This window comes from Nonomuraea sp. NPDC049750 (genome assembly GCF_040659625.1).
GTDB lineage: Bacteria > Actinomycetota > Actinomycetes > Streptosporangiales > Streptosporangiaceae > Nonomuraea.
This window is the reverse complement of record NZ_JBFANB010000013.1, coordinates 152,543-166,240: the sequence shown is the minus strand read 5'-3', so window position 1 is coordinate 166,240 and position 13,698 is coordinate 152,543. Positions and strand designations below refer to the sequence as shown.

The following is a 13,698-nucleotide window of genomic DNA, read 5'->3' as shown; positions in this document are numbered from 1 at the left end:
CCGTGGCGTCTCGAATCGTAGGCGTGGCCGTCCCACAGATCGAGCTTGACGGACATGGTCTCGACAGCGAGACGGTCGCGCTGCTCGCCGACGGCATGGCCGGCGTGGAGGTGCCTTTGGCCGCCTACGACAAGGTCGAACGGTCGTGGCGCAGGGCGGCCGACCTCGTCGCCACCGGGCGCGTCTATGGGCGCAGCACCGGCGTCGGCGCCAACCGCACTCTGGATGTCGATCCCGCCGATTTCGACCTGCACGGCCTGCGCCTGCTGCGCAGCCACGCGGGCGGGATAGGGGCGCTGCTGCCAGCCAGGCAGGTCCGGGCGATGATGATCGTCCGGCTCAACCAGCTGCTGGTGGGAAACGCCGGGCTCCGTCCCGAGGTGGTTCGCGGGCTCAGTGTGGCGCTCAAGGCCGGAGTGCACCCGCCGGTGAACGAGTACGGCGCGGTCGGCACCGGTGATCTGGCCGCGCTCTCCCAGCTCGGACTGGCCCTCGCCGGAGAGCACCCCTGGCACGGCGGTCCCACCCAGCCACCTCCGATCACCCTCGAAACCGGCGACGCACTGGCCCTGATCAGCAGCAACGCCCTCACTCTGGGACAGGCGGCCCTGGCCCGCCACAGCCTGGACCGCCTGCTCAGGGCCGCCCATGTGGTGGCCGCGCTCTCCCTGCTGGCCGTCGACGGCTCGCTGGAGGCCTTCGCCGAGCCGGTGCACGCCGCGCGTCCGCATCCGGGCAACATCCGTGTCGCCGCCGAGGTCCGCCGGCTCGTCGGCGCGCCGGATCGGCCCGCGCCACCGACCGGCCGGATCCAGGACCCATACGCCTTTCGCTGCTTTCCGCAGATCCACGGGCCGGCCTTGGAAGCCTCCGACGCGTTGGAGCGGGTGCTGGCCGTCGAGCTCAACGCGGGCGCGGAGAACCCCCTGATCAGCGCGGAAGGCCCGGACGGCGGGCCGGCCTCGTACCATCACGGGGGTTTCTTCTCGGCTCACGTGGCGCTCGCGCTGGATCAGCTGTCTCTCGCGCTGTTGCCGACGGCGCGGCTGTCCGCGGCGCGGCTGGCGGCCCTGAACGAGCCGGGCATCACGGGGCTGCGTCCGTTCCTGGCCGGTGGGGCGTCGGCCGGATCCGGGGTGCTCATCCTCGAATACAGCGCGAACGCCGCCCTCGCCGAGCTGCGGAACGCGGCGACTCCGGCCTCGTCCGGTCATGCCGTACTGTCACGGAGCGTGGAGGAGGCCACGAGCTTCGCCTCGCAGGCCGCCCGCCAGGTCCTGCGGACCGTCGAGACGTACCGGCTGGTGCTCGCCTGCGAGCTCGTCGCCGCCGTCCGCGCTCTGCGTCAGCTCGACCCCAACGGCGTGAAGCAGGACCGGTCCTTGCCGGTCGGTCGCGCGTACGCGCTGGTGGACGACAATCTTGACCTATCGATGGAGGACCGGCCGCTCACGGCGGACGTCTCGGCGGCTGCCGGTCTCCTCGACGCACTGGCCGATCTGTAGACCCCTGGAGAGTCATGAACACGGACGATGTCGCGCCGGAGGCCCGCTTGCTCCGGCTGTTCGAGGGGCATCGGCTGACCCCCGCCCAGCGGCGGATCGCGCACTGCCTGGTGCAGCACGCCGGGCAGGCGGCCTTCCTGTCCAGCGTGGAGATCGCCGAGCTCGCGGGGGTGAGCCAGCCGTCGGTGACCCGGTTCGCGATGACCCTCGGGTACGACGGCTACCCCGCGCTGCGCAAGCAGATCCGCGAGCTCGGCCTGCCCGACTCGGCGGGCCGGGGCGAGACGGGCGAGGGCACGCCCCTGAGCGAGACCCAGCGGGCGGTACGCACCGAGATCGCCAACCTTCAGCATCTGGCCGACTCGCTGTCGGACATGACGGCGATCGTCAAGGCCGCCCGGCTGCTGGCACCCTCCCGGCCGCTGCTCGTGCTCGGCCTGCGCGCGGCCGCGGCGCAGGCCGCGGGCTGGGCCTACTTCGCCGCCAAGGTCCATCCCGACGTACGCCTGCTCAACGAGGGCGGGTCCATGCTCGCCGACCGCATCGAACAGGCGGCCGACGCCGGGGCGAGCGCCCTGCTCTGCTTCGCCCTGCCCCGCCACCCCGCCGAGCTGACGGAGGCCCTGTCGGCGGCCAAGAAGGTGGGGCTGAGCGTGGTGACCATCGCCGACAACGCCTTCGCGCCCTCGGCCGACCTCTCCGACGTGCTGCTGCCCGTACCGGTTGGCACGGAACTGGTCTTCGACACGGCGTGCGCGCCCATGATGCTCGGCCGGGTCCTGCTGGAGACCATGGTCGAGGAGATCCCGGGCGCGCAGGCGCGGCTGGAGGCGTTCGAGCAATCGGCGGCATCGCGCGGTTTGTTCACGGATTAGCTATTGACTGAATCTATTCATTCTAGATAGACATGAATGAATAGATGCTCAGAGGGGGAGGTCAGGAACATGGACCAGATCAGCGGTCCGCGCCCGGTTCGGGCTCCGCGTGGCACGACGCTTCATACCCAGGGCTGGCAGCAGGAAGCCGCCCTGCGGATGCTCATGAACAACCTCGACCCCGAGGTCGCCGAGCATCCCGACAAGCTCGTCGTGTACGGCGGCACCGGGAAGGCGGCCCGTGACTGGCGTTCCTACGACGCGATCGTCCGCACCCTCGGCACGTTGAAGGCCGACGAGACGCTGCTCGTGCAGTCGGGCCGCCCGGTGGGCGTGATGGCCACGCACGAATGGGCGCCGCGGGTCCTCATCGCCAACTCCAACCTGGTCGGCGACTGGGCGACGTGGCCGGAGTTTCGGCGGCTGGAGCAGCTCGGGCTGACCATGTACGGGCAGATGACGGCCGGCTCCTGGATCTACATCGGCACCCAGGGGATCCTCCAGGGCACCTATGAGACGTTCTCAGCTGTGGCCGCGAAGAAGTTCGGCGGCTCGCTGGCCGGGACGATCACTCTGACAGCCGGGCTGGGCGGGATGGGCGGCGCCCAGCCGCTGGCAGTCACCATGAACGGTGGGGTGGCTATCTGCGTCGACTGCGACCCGCGCTCCGTGGACCGGCGCATCGAACACCGCTACCTGGATGTCAAGGCTTCGTCGTTGGACGAGGCGCTGCGGCTGGCCTACGAGGCGCGGGACGCGCGCCGGCCGCTGTCCATCGGGGTGGTCGCCAACGCGGCGGAGGCCGTACCGGAGCTGCTCGCGCGTGGTGCGGAGATCGACATCGTCACGGACCAGACGTCGGCGCACGACCCGCTGATGTACCTCCCGATCGGCGTGGCTTTCGAGGACATGGCCGCCGAGGCGGACAAGGACCCGGTCGGGTTCACCGAGCGTGCCCGGCACTCGATGGCCCGGCATGTGGAGGCGATGGTGGGCTTCCAGGACGCCGGGGCCGAGGTGTTCGACTACGGCAACTCGATTCGCGGTGAGGCCCAGCTGGCGGGCTATGAGCGGGCCTTCGACTTCCCCGGCTTCGTGCCCGCGTACATCCGGCCGCTGTTCAGCGAGGGCAAGGGGCCGTTTCGCTGGGCGGCGCTGTCGGGCGACGCCCAGGACATCGCCAAGACGGACCAGGCGATCCTGGACCTGTTCCCGGAGAACGAGTCGCTGGCTCGCTGGATCCGGTTGGCGGGGGAGCGGGTCCACTTCCAGGGCCTGCCCGCGCGTATCTGCTGGCTCGGCTATGGCGAGCGGGACAAGGCAGGCGACCGGTTCAACGACATGGTGGCCCGTGGCGAGATCTCCGCTCCCCTGGCCATCGGCCGTGACCACCTCGACTGCGGCAGCGTCGCCTCGCCGTACCGGGAGACGGAGGCCATGCTCGACGGCTCCGACGCCATCGCCGACTGGCCGCTGCTGAACGCCATGGTGAATGTGGCTTCCGGTGCGTCTTGGGTGTCCATCCACCACGGTGGGGGCGTTGGCATCGGCCGGTCCATTCACGCTGGGCAGGTCACGGTCGCCGACGGCACCGCTCTGGCTGGGGAGAAGATCCGTCGGGTGCTCACCAACGATCCGGGTATGGGGGTTATTCGGCACGTCGACGCTGGGTACGACCGGGCCACTGAGGTCGCGCAGGAGCGCGGTGTGCGGATCCCGATGCGTGAGGGCGACTCGGCGTGATCGATTTCGATGACGGCAGCTTTCGGGGGATGTGGCGCGAACTCCTGCCCGTCGGGCGGTATGACGCGACCGGCGGATATCGCCGGCACGCCTGGACTGCGGCCGACAGTGACTGCCGGGCCTGGTTCAGGGAGCAGGCGCTCGGTCGGGGGTTGACCTATGAGGTCGACCGGAACGGCAATCAGTGGGCCTGGTACGGCGATCCTTCGGCCGGGGATGCCATCGTCACTGGCTCCCATCTGGACTCGGTGCCTGATGGGGGAGCTTACGACGGGCCGCTGGGTGTCGTGTCGGCGTTCGCGGCCCTGGACGCGCTGCGGGATCGGGGCGTGCTCCAGGATCCGGGTGTGGTCCGGGACCCGGGTGTGGTCCGGGACCGGGGCACCGCTGGTGGTCGCCCGCTTGCGATCGTCAACTTCGGCGACGAGGAGGGTGCCAGGTTCGGTGTGGCCTGCGTCGGGTCCCGGTTGACGGCGGGGGTCCTGGACCCGGGACAGGCGCGGTCTCTCAGAGATCAGGACGGTATTCGGCTCGGTGACGCGATGGAGCGTGCCGGGCACGATCCCGCCGGGATCGGGCGCGATGACGAGCGGCTCGGGCGCATCGCCGCGTACGTCGAGCTCCACGTCGAGCAGGGCCGGAACCTGGGCGACGCGCCAATCGGCGTCGCGTCGGCGATCTGGCCGCACGGCCGCTGGCGCTTCGACTTCCACGGAGAGGCCAACCACGCGGGCACCACCCGCCTGGAGGACCGCCGCGACCCGATGCTGGCCTACGCCGCTACGGTCCTGAACGCCCGCGAGCAGGCGAGGCTCGCCGGGGCGCTCGCCACCTTCGGGAAGGTCTCCGTCGAGCCCAACGGCACCAACGCCATCGCCTCCAGGGTGACCGCCTGGCTGGACTCGCGTGCCGCCGACTCCGCCACTCTCGACAGGCTGGTGAAAGAGATCATTCACCAGTCGGGGGCGGAGGTGACTCGGGAGTCGTACACGCCGGTGGTTGACTTCGACCGGCCGCTCAGGGATCGTCTGGCCGGGCGGCTTGGCGGGGTTCCCGTCTTGCCGACCGGGGCGGGGCATGATGCGGGCATTCTCGCCTCTGCCATTCCCACGGCCATGCTTTTCGTACGGAACCCGACCGGGGTCTCGCACTCCCCGGAGGAGTACGCCGAGGAGGCCGACTGCCTTGCCGGGGTGGCCGCTTTGGTCGCCGTCCTGGAGGATCTGCTGTGAACGGGCGATTCTGGGCGAGGTACGCGTGGACGGGCGCGCTGGGGTCCGGCGCGCTGGGGTCCGGTGGGTTGGAGCCCGGCGCGTTGGAGTCCGATGCGTTGAAGTCGGGCGTGCTGGAGTCCGGCGTCCTCATTGACGTTTCGGCGGGCCGTATCGTCTCCCTTCAAGCGGGCAGCGCTCCTCCCGGCGATGCCGTCGTCCTGGACGGCCTGGTCATCCCCGGGCTGGCCAACGCCCATTCGCACGCCTTCCATCGGGCGTTGCGCGGGGCCACGCAGCTCGGCGGCGGCACCTTCTGGACCTGGCGCGAGACCATGTACCGAGTCGCGGCGCGCCTTACCCCCGACGAGTACCTGGAGCTGGCACGGGCGGTTTACGCCGAAATGGCCCTCGCGGGGATCACCTGCGTCGGCGAGTTCCACTACCTTCATCACGCTCCCGGAGGCGTCGCCTACAACGACCCGAATGCGATGGGAGAGGCGCTCATCGAGGCGGCCGCCCAGGCCGGCATCCGGATCACCCTGCTCGACACCTGCTACCTCTCGTCGGGGTTCGGCGCGCCACCGGACGAGACCCAGCTCAGGTTCAGCGATGGTTCAGGGGAGGCGTGGGCCGAGCGGGTAAGCGGGCTGAAGGAGCGCGATCACGCTCGCGTCGGCGCGGCTGTCCACTCGGTCCGAGCCGTTCCCGCTGACCAGCTCGGGGTGGTCGGCGCCTGGGCGGCGCAGCGGAACGCCCCGATCCACGCGCACGTGTCGGAGCAGCCTGCCGAGAACGAGGGTTGCCTGGCGGCATACGGCGTCACGCCTACGCGCCTGCTCGCTGACCACGGGCTGCTCGGGCCGCGTACCACCGCTGTGCACGCCACACACCTGACCCCGGAGGACATCGCGCTGCTCGGCGACTCCGCCACCACGGTGTGCATGTGCCCCACGACCGAGCGCGATCTTGCCGACGGCATCGGACCCGCTCGCGAGGTGCAAGCCGCGGGATCGCGGCTGTCGCTCGGCAGCGACAGCCAGGCCGTGATCGACCTGTTCGAGGAGGCTCGGGCAATGGAACTGAACGAGCGGTTGCGTACCCGGCGGCGCGGCCACTGGACGGCGGACGCTCTCCTGCGGGCTGCCACCGCTGACGGCCACGCTTCCCTGGGCTGGCCGGAGGCGGGCGCACTGAAGGTCGGCGCGCTCGCCGACCTCGTCACAATCTCCCTCGACTCGGTCCGGACCGCGGGCCCGCTCCACGGCGCGGAGACCGCCGTCTTCGCGGCCACCTCCGCCGACGTCAGCGACGTCGTCGCGGGCGGCCGAGTGATCGTACGGCGCGGCGTCCACCAGCTCGTTCCCGACGTCGCGGGCGCGCTGCGGCAGGCTCTCGCGCGGGTGGCGTCATGACTGGCGCGGCTGCGGGAGGCTCTCACGTGGTTGGCGGTACGAGCGGCATGACCCGCGCGGCTGCGGCAGGCTCTCGCCCAGTTGCGGCTGGTTCTCGTGCGGTTAATGGCACGATGGGAAGCCTCCTGATCACCGGGATCTCCACGCTGGTCACCAACGACCCCCTGCTGGGTGAGGGCCCGCTCGGGCTCATCACGGACGCCGCCGTCGTCGTCTCCGGCGAGGAGATCGCCTGGGTGGGGGCGGCTTCGCGAGCTCCGGCGGCGGATCGGATGTACGACGCGGGCGGCCGGGCCCTGCTCCCCGGCTTCGTCGACTCCCATGCCCACCTGGTCTTCGCGGGGGACCGGACGGCCGAGTTCGACGCGCGGATGCGCGGCCTGCCCTACACGGCGGGCGGCATCCGCACTACGGTGGCGGCCACCCGCGCGGCGAGCGACGAGGAGCTGTCGGCGGGGGTGGCCCGCCTGGTGAGCGAGGCACTGCGGCAGGGCACCACGGTCATCGAGTGCAAATCAGGCTACGGCCTCACCGTCGAGGACGAGGCACGCTTGCTGCGCATCGCCGCGGAGCACACAGACGAGGTGACCTACCTCGGCGCGCACGTCGTACCGGCCGAGCAGGACCCCGATGCGTACGTGGAGCTGGTGACCGGAGCAATGCTGGACGCCTGCGCTCCCCACGCTCGATGGGTGGACGTCTTCTGCGAGCGAGGAGCGTTCGACGGCGACCAGGCGCGGGCCGTACTGGAGAGCGGCATCAAGCGCGGCCTCGTGCCCCGGATCCATGCCAACCAGCTCAGCCATGGACCAGGCGTCCAACTCGCCGTCGAACTGGGCGCGGCCTCCGCCGATCACTGCACCCACCTTACCGACGCGGATGTGGACGCCCTGGCCTCCGGGACCACGGTCGCGACCCTGCTGCCGGGCGCCGAGTTCTCCACCAGAGCCCCGTACCCGGACGCCCGCCGCCTCCTGGACGCGGGCGTAACGGTGGCACTGTCGACCGACTGCAACCCCGGCTCCAGCTTCACCACCAGCATGCCGTTCTGTGTCGCCCTGGCGGTTCGGGAGATGGGCATGACTCCCGACGAGGCGGTAGGGGCGGCGACGCTGGGAGGTGCGCGGGCGCTGCGGCGCGACGACGTGGGCCGGATAGTCGTGGGCGCACGCGCCGACCTGATGCTGCTGGACGCTCCCTCTCACGTCCACCTGGCCTATCGACCGGGTGTTCCGCTCGTTTCCGCTGTTTGGCAGCGCGGCCGCCAGGTGGTGTCCCAATATTCCAGTAGTAGTCAGTGATCTTCGTGGCAAATGGGCGGCCCGCTTCTTGCGTGGCAGGTCCGACAGCAACCCGAGCACCAGGGCTCGCGCTCGGCGCCGCGGTTCCACCCAGGCGAACCGCCCCGCGATGCGGTCTATCAGGACCTCGAACATGTCCTGCCAGCGGGCAGGATCTATGCTGTGACCTGCCACCACCATCTGATCTTCTGTCTTCACACACCGATGATCACCGGTGGCCGCACCCGTTCCCGGACCAGCCCAGACCAGCAAGATCACGATCTGGGCCGAAGCGCCAGCTCTGGAGTTGAATCGGCCGATGGACATGTCCTCCCGAGAGATTCGCTTACCTCTCAGCGAGGTCGTCGCAGTCCTGCAGGACCTGAACGAGTTCGTAGTTTCCCTCGACCGACTCGGATCCCGCCAGGCGTCCGAAACCGCCGACGAGTACACCGTCGGCAAATTCATAGCCGACTGGGATGTCGCTCGGCGATTGGCCCGCGCCCGAGGCGTCATCAGCGTTGCGCTCGACGAGCAACTCGGCGAGGACGAAAACGCCGAGATCGACGCCCTGTGTGAACAGGGCCGCTTCTACGGCACTGATATCGCCACCACCCCCACAGACCAGTCCAGCTGAGACGACAAGCGGACCAATCGAGGCCGGGGATCAGATCGGCCCGAGACCTGCACCCGACCAGCAGGATCATGATCTACGGCTGGAGTACCGACTCCACGCAAGACTCGCACGGTCGCCCCACGTGCGCCGGGTGGGGCGCCGACGGCTTCTACGGGTGTCTGCTGCTGGTCGGGCAGGAAGCCGTGGGCATTCTCACCATTGAGGCAACGGCCTGATCACGCACTCAATCTTGCCCATCGGCGCCGCCCGCTTCGAGAGCTGCAAGCCGTAGGTCGTTCCAGTGATATTCGCAGTCCTCAGGGGGCAGGCCCTCGAACGTTTGCAGAGGATCAATTTCCAGGTCACACAATCGCTGCTCTTGCGAAAGCGCGTGGTAGGCCAGGGCCTTGTTCATGGCGCTCATCACGTCAGACGCCTTCACAACCCAGGTGTAGGGCGCCTCTCCGTCGAATCGTTCAGTACCGGCGATGGTCACCGTGAAGGTCTTCATCTCTTGTGGCTCCTTAGGTCCTTAGGTGTGCAGCACCATGCGGCGAGCGTTCAGGCGATCGGGACCCTTGCTCTGGCGAAGATAGGGCACTGAATGCGGGCGGGGTCCGCTTCAGCTGTCGTACTCGCCAGGGGCCGATAGCAGGCGATCGAAGAGGGTTGTTTGTGGCATATGCCACCACTGAGGCATGCACATGCCGCTCAAGAGCTTCTCCGTTACTTCTTTGTTATCAAATCATCATCTCGAAGAGCATTTGATCCCGATTTATAAGATTGCGTCCTGTTCGTTCCCTGTCACGAGTGTCGTACATGTTGCGTATTGGGCAGATCGGAACGTTTCCGCCGCTGATCTCTGGTCGCCTCGTGCCGGTTTTATGCATTAGCGTCTGTCGTATACAAATATACGGCGTTTCATGCCACCGGTCTGCGAAAAGTGCTCCTCGTGGTATTGCTGGTCGACGTGACGCGCTCGCCGCCCGAAATATGCCGTTGACCTGGTCTGATATGGCCGACGTTCTGTACCTGTTAAGCGTCCGAGGCAATGGCTACGGAAGTTCCTGGTTGTGCAAAATTGAGATCGTAGTTAGAGTGCCTGCCACAGGCCTGATAGGTGTTGAGAATAGGCACAGGACGGCCGTCCGATTGAGAAACCGTCCCGAGAGGTCATCAGATATGAGCCTCAAGCCTTGGAAGCTCCGGGGTGCTCTCGCGACAGTTGGGGTAGGCGTTGCCCTGAACCCCGCAACTGAATGGAAGTACAAACTACTGGCATGGGTTGCGGTGTCTGGCCTGGTTGTACTGGCGGTGCTGCTCGGTCTATAGCGGATCAGAGTGGATGGCGTTGGATGACTGGCCGTCGAGGACAGCAATTCTGCCAGTTTTGCGTTGAGACAAGCGGAACGGAGACGCCGCAGGACGGTGTCAACGACGAGCGAAGGGGTCGTGAACGAGTTTCTCAAGTGCGTTCCTCATCCACTGGAAGCGCCTCACGAACCTCCCCAACCATAGCTCGAGCCAACATCAGATATGGAGGGTTTCCCCAATGGTCAAGTCTCGTTTTCAGTACGCGCTCCCGGATCACCGCGTCGAATATGGCGTCGAGGTCGAAATCGACTCCCTGAAGATCGATGACGATGCGCAGCGCGGACTTAACGTAAAGCGAGCGCAGGGCATCGCTGATGGCCTGATCGTGGACGCTCTTGGCTCAATCGTGGTCTCTGAGCGCGCTGACGGTAACCGGTACATCGTCGATGGCATGCACCGCACTGAGGCCTGCAAGATCAGGGGCCTTCGGACGATCAAGGCAGAAATTCACTATGGCCTCATTCAGCAGGAGGAAGCGACTCTCTTTCTCATCAAGAACCGAGAGTCAGCGAAGGTCAGCACGCTGGACGAGTACAAGGTCGGTCTGACCGCCGGAGACGCTCTCTGCGTGAGCGTCGACCAGGTACTCCAGAGCCATGGCCTTGGTCTAGGTGCGAGCTCGACGAATAGTGTGGGCGCAGTATCGGCCGTGCTGCGCATCACGAGGCAGCATGGACCGTTGATCCTGCACCGAACCCTCAAGGTGGTAGAGACGGCCTGGGGCAGGGACAAGGAGTCCTGGGACGGCGTGATCCTGGGCGGCGTAGCCATGTTCCTCGGTCGCCACGGTTCCAGCGTTGACGACGATGAACTCGCGAAGAAGATGCTCAAGCGGGGCTTGGCGGCGCGCTGGCGCTCTGAAGCTTTGACCCGAGCCTCGAACGGCGGCTACAACAACAGTGGCACCGGATCGCGAGAGAGCCAGTGCTACCAGATGGTCGTTGAGAGCTGGAACAAGGGGCGAAGCGCCCCCAACCGCGTCGGCTAATTTGATCAAAACGCCGGCACAGCCGCGCGCCCGGACCGGCCCTGCTTTACAGACGGTCGCTATGCCCGATTCGGGCGTTATCGTGCTTTCACCCTGTTATAATGAGTTTTCGTGCTCAGCGGCGGAGCATGGAACGTTGCATGAGGGACGATCGCTGCTCTTGCGAAAGCGCGTGGTAGGCCAGGGCCTTTCATGGCGCTCGTCATGTCGGATGCCCCCACAACCCAGGTGTAGGGCGCCTCTCCGTCGAATCGTTCAGCACCGGCGATGGTCACCGTAAAGGTCTTCATCTCTTGTGGCTCCTCCTTCGATCGTTCGGCGTGCAGGACCATGCGAGCGAGAGTCAGGGTGGATTGGGACCCTCGCTTTGGCAAAGACGGGTCAGGGGGACGGTGGTGCACCTCTTGACAGAGGGGCGGGACTCGATCTTGGAGGCCGAGAGCCGGGCTGCACCCTGAGCACGAATTCCGGATTAGTCCCGATCAAGAACTCGCACTTCGTTTCCGCAGACGCGGCGGACGAGCCCAGGGAGGCGTCCGCCGCGCTGCTCTCACCGGGCCTCGCCTTGGAGAATCTGATCGAAGGTACGTTTGGCGACTGCGTTCAACGTCCACGCCGTCTCGTGGACGGTGCCCTTCTCTCGGTTCGTACGGCGGACGAAGCCCTGGCCGGCGGCGGCGCACAATTCGTACGTCATTCGGCGGCACTCGCAGGTGTGTGAGACCACGCGGATACGCTGAGCCCGCTGGGTCGGTTCGTACCAGGTCAGCTTGACATGGCCCGGCTGTGGAGGCGCGACGTGCGGGCCATGGAAGTCGGGGATCTCATCCCACCATGTCATCAAGTCCGCCCCTCGAAGATCTCGACGAGGTTCTTGAGCGCGATGTCGACGCGAGCCATGACGAGTCCGCGGATGTGATCGCCGCCTGGAAGCAGCCGGTAGCCGTGCTTCTCGAGTACGGCTTGGATCTCGGCTGTCAGGCAGGACCCAAATCGTAGGTCTGTGATTAGGTTACCTATGGGTCGGACCTCCCGTGTCCGATCAAGGGCCCGTCTTGGCGTTTGGGTCGCGAGGACGGGCCCGACTCCCTTGAAGGTCTTGCAGGCCCAGGTTAAAGCAAACGTCTGCAAACGTCTGCCTCTGACCGCAAATGTGGGCGAGTGATGGGCCACGGATGCGGACATTTACGGTCTATGTTCATGACGATCGACCATGAGGGGCCGGTACCGCTCTATCGCCAGCTCGCGGACCTGCTGCGGACAAAGATCGCGGACGGCACACTCCCGCCCAACCGGCCGATCCCGACCGAGCAGAGGTTGATGCACGAGCACGAAGTGGGCCGCGACACCGTCAGGAAGGCCATCGGCATCTTGCGCGAGGAGGGCTTCGTCATCGCGATCCAGGGCCGCGGAACTTTCGTGGCGCCCCGTGAGAACTCACTTGAGCAGTCCTGATGCCACAGCTGCCGCAACCGCGCCCTCGATCGTGACGATGTTATCCATTCAGGCTTGTCATTGATCGTGCCAGGGGTAGACACGCCGATTTTTAATTGCTGATGGAAATTGGATTACTGGACCAGTTAGACCGTTCGCCGGACACTGACATTGAGTAACTTAAATATTTATCAGTGTGACAAGAGAGTCAGGTAAGCGAGTCCCCGGCGAGACCTCCAGCACACCCGGATGCTCGTACTCATCGCCATCGACAACGGCATGCACGTCGATGGCGCAGCCGCCATATTCGGTGTGGGCAGATCGACGATAGTCGGCTGGCTCAAGTTGCGTGAGGAGGGCGGCCCGGCCGCACTGGCGGTGAAGATGCCGCCGAGACCTGTACCAGCGCTGAACGAACAGCAACTAGCACAGCTACGCGGCGGGATCATCGGACGCGACCCCGCCAACTGCAATTCGACTTTGGGCTGTGGACGCACGATGGGCGCCGAGTTGATCAAACGGAAGTTCGGCGTGGAATTCACCCCGTAGTGGGTGGGAAACCTGCTGGCACGGCTGGATTTGTAACCACAAAAGCCTCTGGTCTGCGCGTATGAGCAAAATCCCGAACGGGGGCGCCGGTGGAAAGAGGAGGAGTATCCGAAGATCCGCGCGCAGGCCATCAACCAGGGCGCCGGCATCTACTTCCTGGATGAGGTGAGTGTGGGCACCAACCATCATCGGGCACGACCTGGGGGCCGGTCGGCGATACTCCGATCGTCCGCAGCGCTGGTCAGCGGCACTCGGTCAACATGATTTCCGTAGTGAACACGCAAGGCAAGCTGCACTTCTCCTTCATCGGCACCATCGATTCCGCGGCCTTCATCGACTACCTGAAGACGCTGCTCCGCGAACTGCCAGGAAAGATTTTTCTGATCCTCGATGGGCATCCGGCGCACCGGTCAGCAGAGACGAAAGCTTTCGTGAAGTCCACCAAGGGGCGACTGAGTATCTTCTTCCTGTCGCCGTACTCTCCGGAGCCCAATCCCGATGAGTGGGTCTGGAAAATATTAAGCACGATCGGGTTGGCCGCGCAGTCCGTGGATGAGTTGACCGACAGGATCGAGCGAGTCGTCGCCCGACTTCAAGTAACACCCGAGATTGTCCGCAGCTTCTTCCGGGATCGAGACCTGCTCTACATCACGTCACCGGTGACCGAGCTACGGTCCAGTAGTCCAGTTTCTGCTTAGTAACTCTACG

General features: G+C 66.3%; 12 protein-coding genes and 1 pseudogene. 11 read left to right on the top strand and 2 right to left on the bottom strand.

Annotated elements, in window-relative coordinates:
* Positions 1 to 23 precede the first annotated feature (23 nt).
* The 7 genes from AB0J16_RS30735 to AB0J16_RS30705 all read left to right on the top strand — a co-directional run bounded on the left by AB0J16_RS30735 (position 24) and on the right by AB0J16_RS30705 (position 8,666).
* Positions 24 to 1,505, top strand: a complete 1,482-nt coding sequence (locus tag AB0J16_RS30735) for an aromatic amino acid ammonia-lyase (RefSeq protein WP_358545556.1) — start codon at positions 24 to 26, stop codon at positions 1,503 to 1,505.
* Between the two features lie 14 nt (positions 1,506 to 1,519).
* Complete coding sequence (locus AB0J16_RS30730) at positions 1,520 to 2,380, top strand: MurR/RpiR family transcriptional regulator (RefSeq protein ID WP_358545554.1); 861 nt, start codon at positions 1,520 to 1,522, stop codon at positions 2,378 to 2,380.
* 69 nt (positions 2,381 to 2,449) lie between these two features.
* Positions 2,450 to 4,123, top strand: a complete 1,674-nt coding sequence (hutU, locus tag AB0J16_RS30725; protein WP_358545552.1) for a urocanate hydratase — start codon at positions 2,450 to 2,452, stop codon at positions 4,121 to 4,123.
* Positions 4,124 to 4,152: 29 nt separating this feature from the next.
* Positions 4,153 to 5,355: an allantoate amidohydrolase gene (locus tag AB0J16_RS30720; protein WP_358545785.1), complete on the top strand. Its 1,203-nt coding sequence runs from the start codon at positions 4,153 to 4,155 to the stop codon at positions 5,353 to 5,355.
* Positions 5,356 to 5,453: 98 nt separating this feature from the next.
* Positions 5,454 to 6,749 carry a formimidoylglutamate deiminase gene (locus AB0J16_RS30715; RefSeq protein WP_358545784.1) on the top strand — a complete coding sequence of 432 codons (1,296 nt, stop codon included), beginning with the start codon at positions 5,454 to 5,456 and terminating at the stop codon, positions 6,747 to 6,749.
* Between the two features lie 113 nt (positions 6,750 to 6,862).
* On the top strand, positions 6,863 to 8,050 hold the full coding sequence (gene hutI, locus AB0J16_RS30710; RefSeq protein ID WP_358545551.1) for an imidazolonepropionase: 1,188 nt from the start codon (positions 6,863 to 6,865) through the stop codon (positions 8,048 to 8,050).
* A gap of 214 nt (positions 8,051 to 8,264) precedes the next feature.
* Positions 8,265 to 8,666 (top strand): hypothetical protein, encoded by a 402-nt coding sequence (locus AB0J16_RS30705; protein ID WP_358545550.1) that lies wholly within the window; start codon positions 8,265 to 8,267, stop codon positions 8,664 to 8,666.
* 223 nt (positions 8,667 to 8,889) lie between these two features.
* Here the strand turns inward: AB0J16_RS30705 and AB0J16_RS30700 are convergent, their stop codons facing one another.
* Entirely contained in the window at positions 8,890 to 9,156 is a 267-nt protein-coding gene (locus AB0J16_RS30700) for a hypothetical protein (RefSeq protein ID WP_358545549.1), read from the bottom strand.
* A gap of 1,041 nt (positions 9,157 to 10,197) precedes the next feature.
* Between AB0J16_RS30700 and AB0J16_RS30695 the strand changes: the two genes are divergently transcribed.
* Entirely contained in the window at positions 10,198 to 11,007 is an 810-nt protein-coding gene (locus tag AB0J16_RS30695) for a DUF6551 family protein (RefSeq protein ID WP_358545547.1), read from the top strand.
* Positions 11,008 to 11,557: 550 nt separating this feature from the next.
* Here the strand turns inward: AB0J16_RS30695 and AB0J16_RS30690 are convergent.
* Entirely contained in the window at positions 11,558 to 11,848 is a 291-nt protein-coding gene (locus AB0J16_RS30690) for a hypothetical protein (RefSeq protein WP_358545546.1), read from the bottom strand.
* Positions 11,849 to 12,207: 359 nt separating this feature from the next.
* On the opposite strand from AB0J16_RS30690, the gene AB0J16_RS30685 reads away from it, so the two are divergent.
* The 3 genes and pseudogenes from AB0J16_RS30685 to AB0J16_RS30675 all read left to right on the top strand — a co-directional run.
* On the top strand, positions 12,208 to 12,462 hold the full coding sequence (locus AB0J16_RS30685) for a winged helix-turn-helix domain-containing protein (RefSeq protein WP_358545545.1): 255 nt from the start codon (positions 12,208 to 12,210) through the stop codon (positions 12,460 to 12,462).
* A 228-nt stretch (positions 12,463 to 12,690) separates the two neighbouring features.
* On the top strand, positions 12,691 to 12,990 hold the full coding sequence (locus AB0J16_RS30680) for a helix-turn-helix domain-containing protein (RefSeq protein WP_358545543.1): 300 nt from the start codon (positions 12,691 to 12,693) through the stop codon (positions 12,988 to 12,990).
* A 194-nt stretch (positions 12,991 to 13,184) separates the two neighbouring features.
* Positions 13,185 to 13,688 (top strand): annotated as a pseudogene (locus AB0J16_RS30675) (transposase); the annotation flags it as partial.
* Positions 13,689 to 13,698 lie beyond the last annotated feature (10 nt).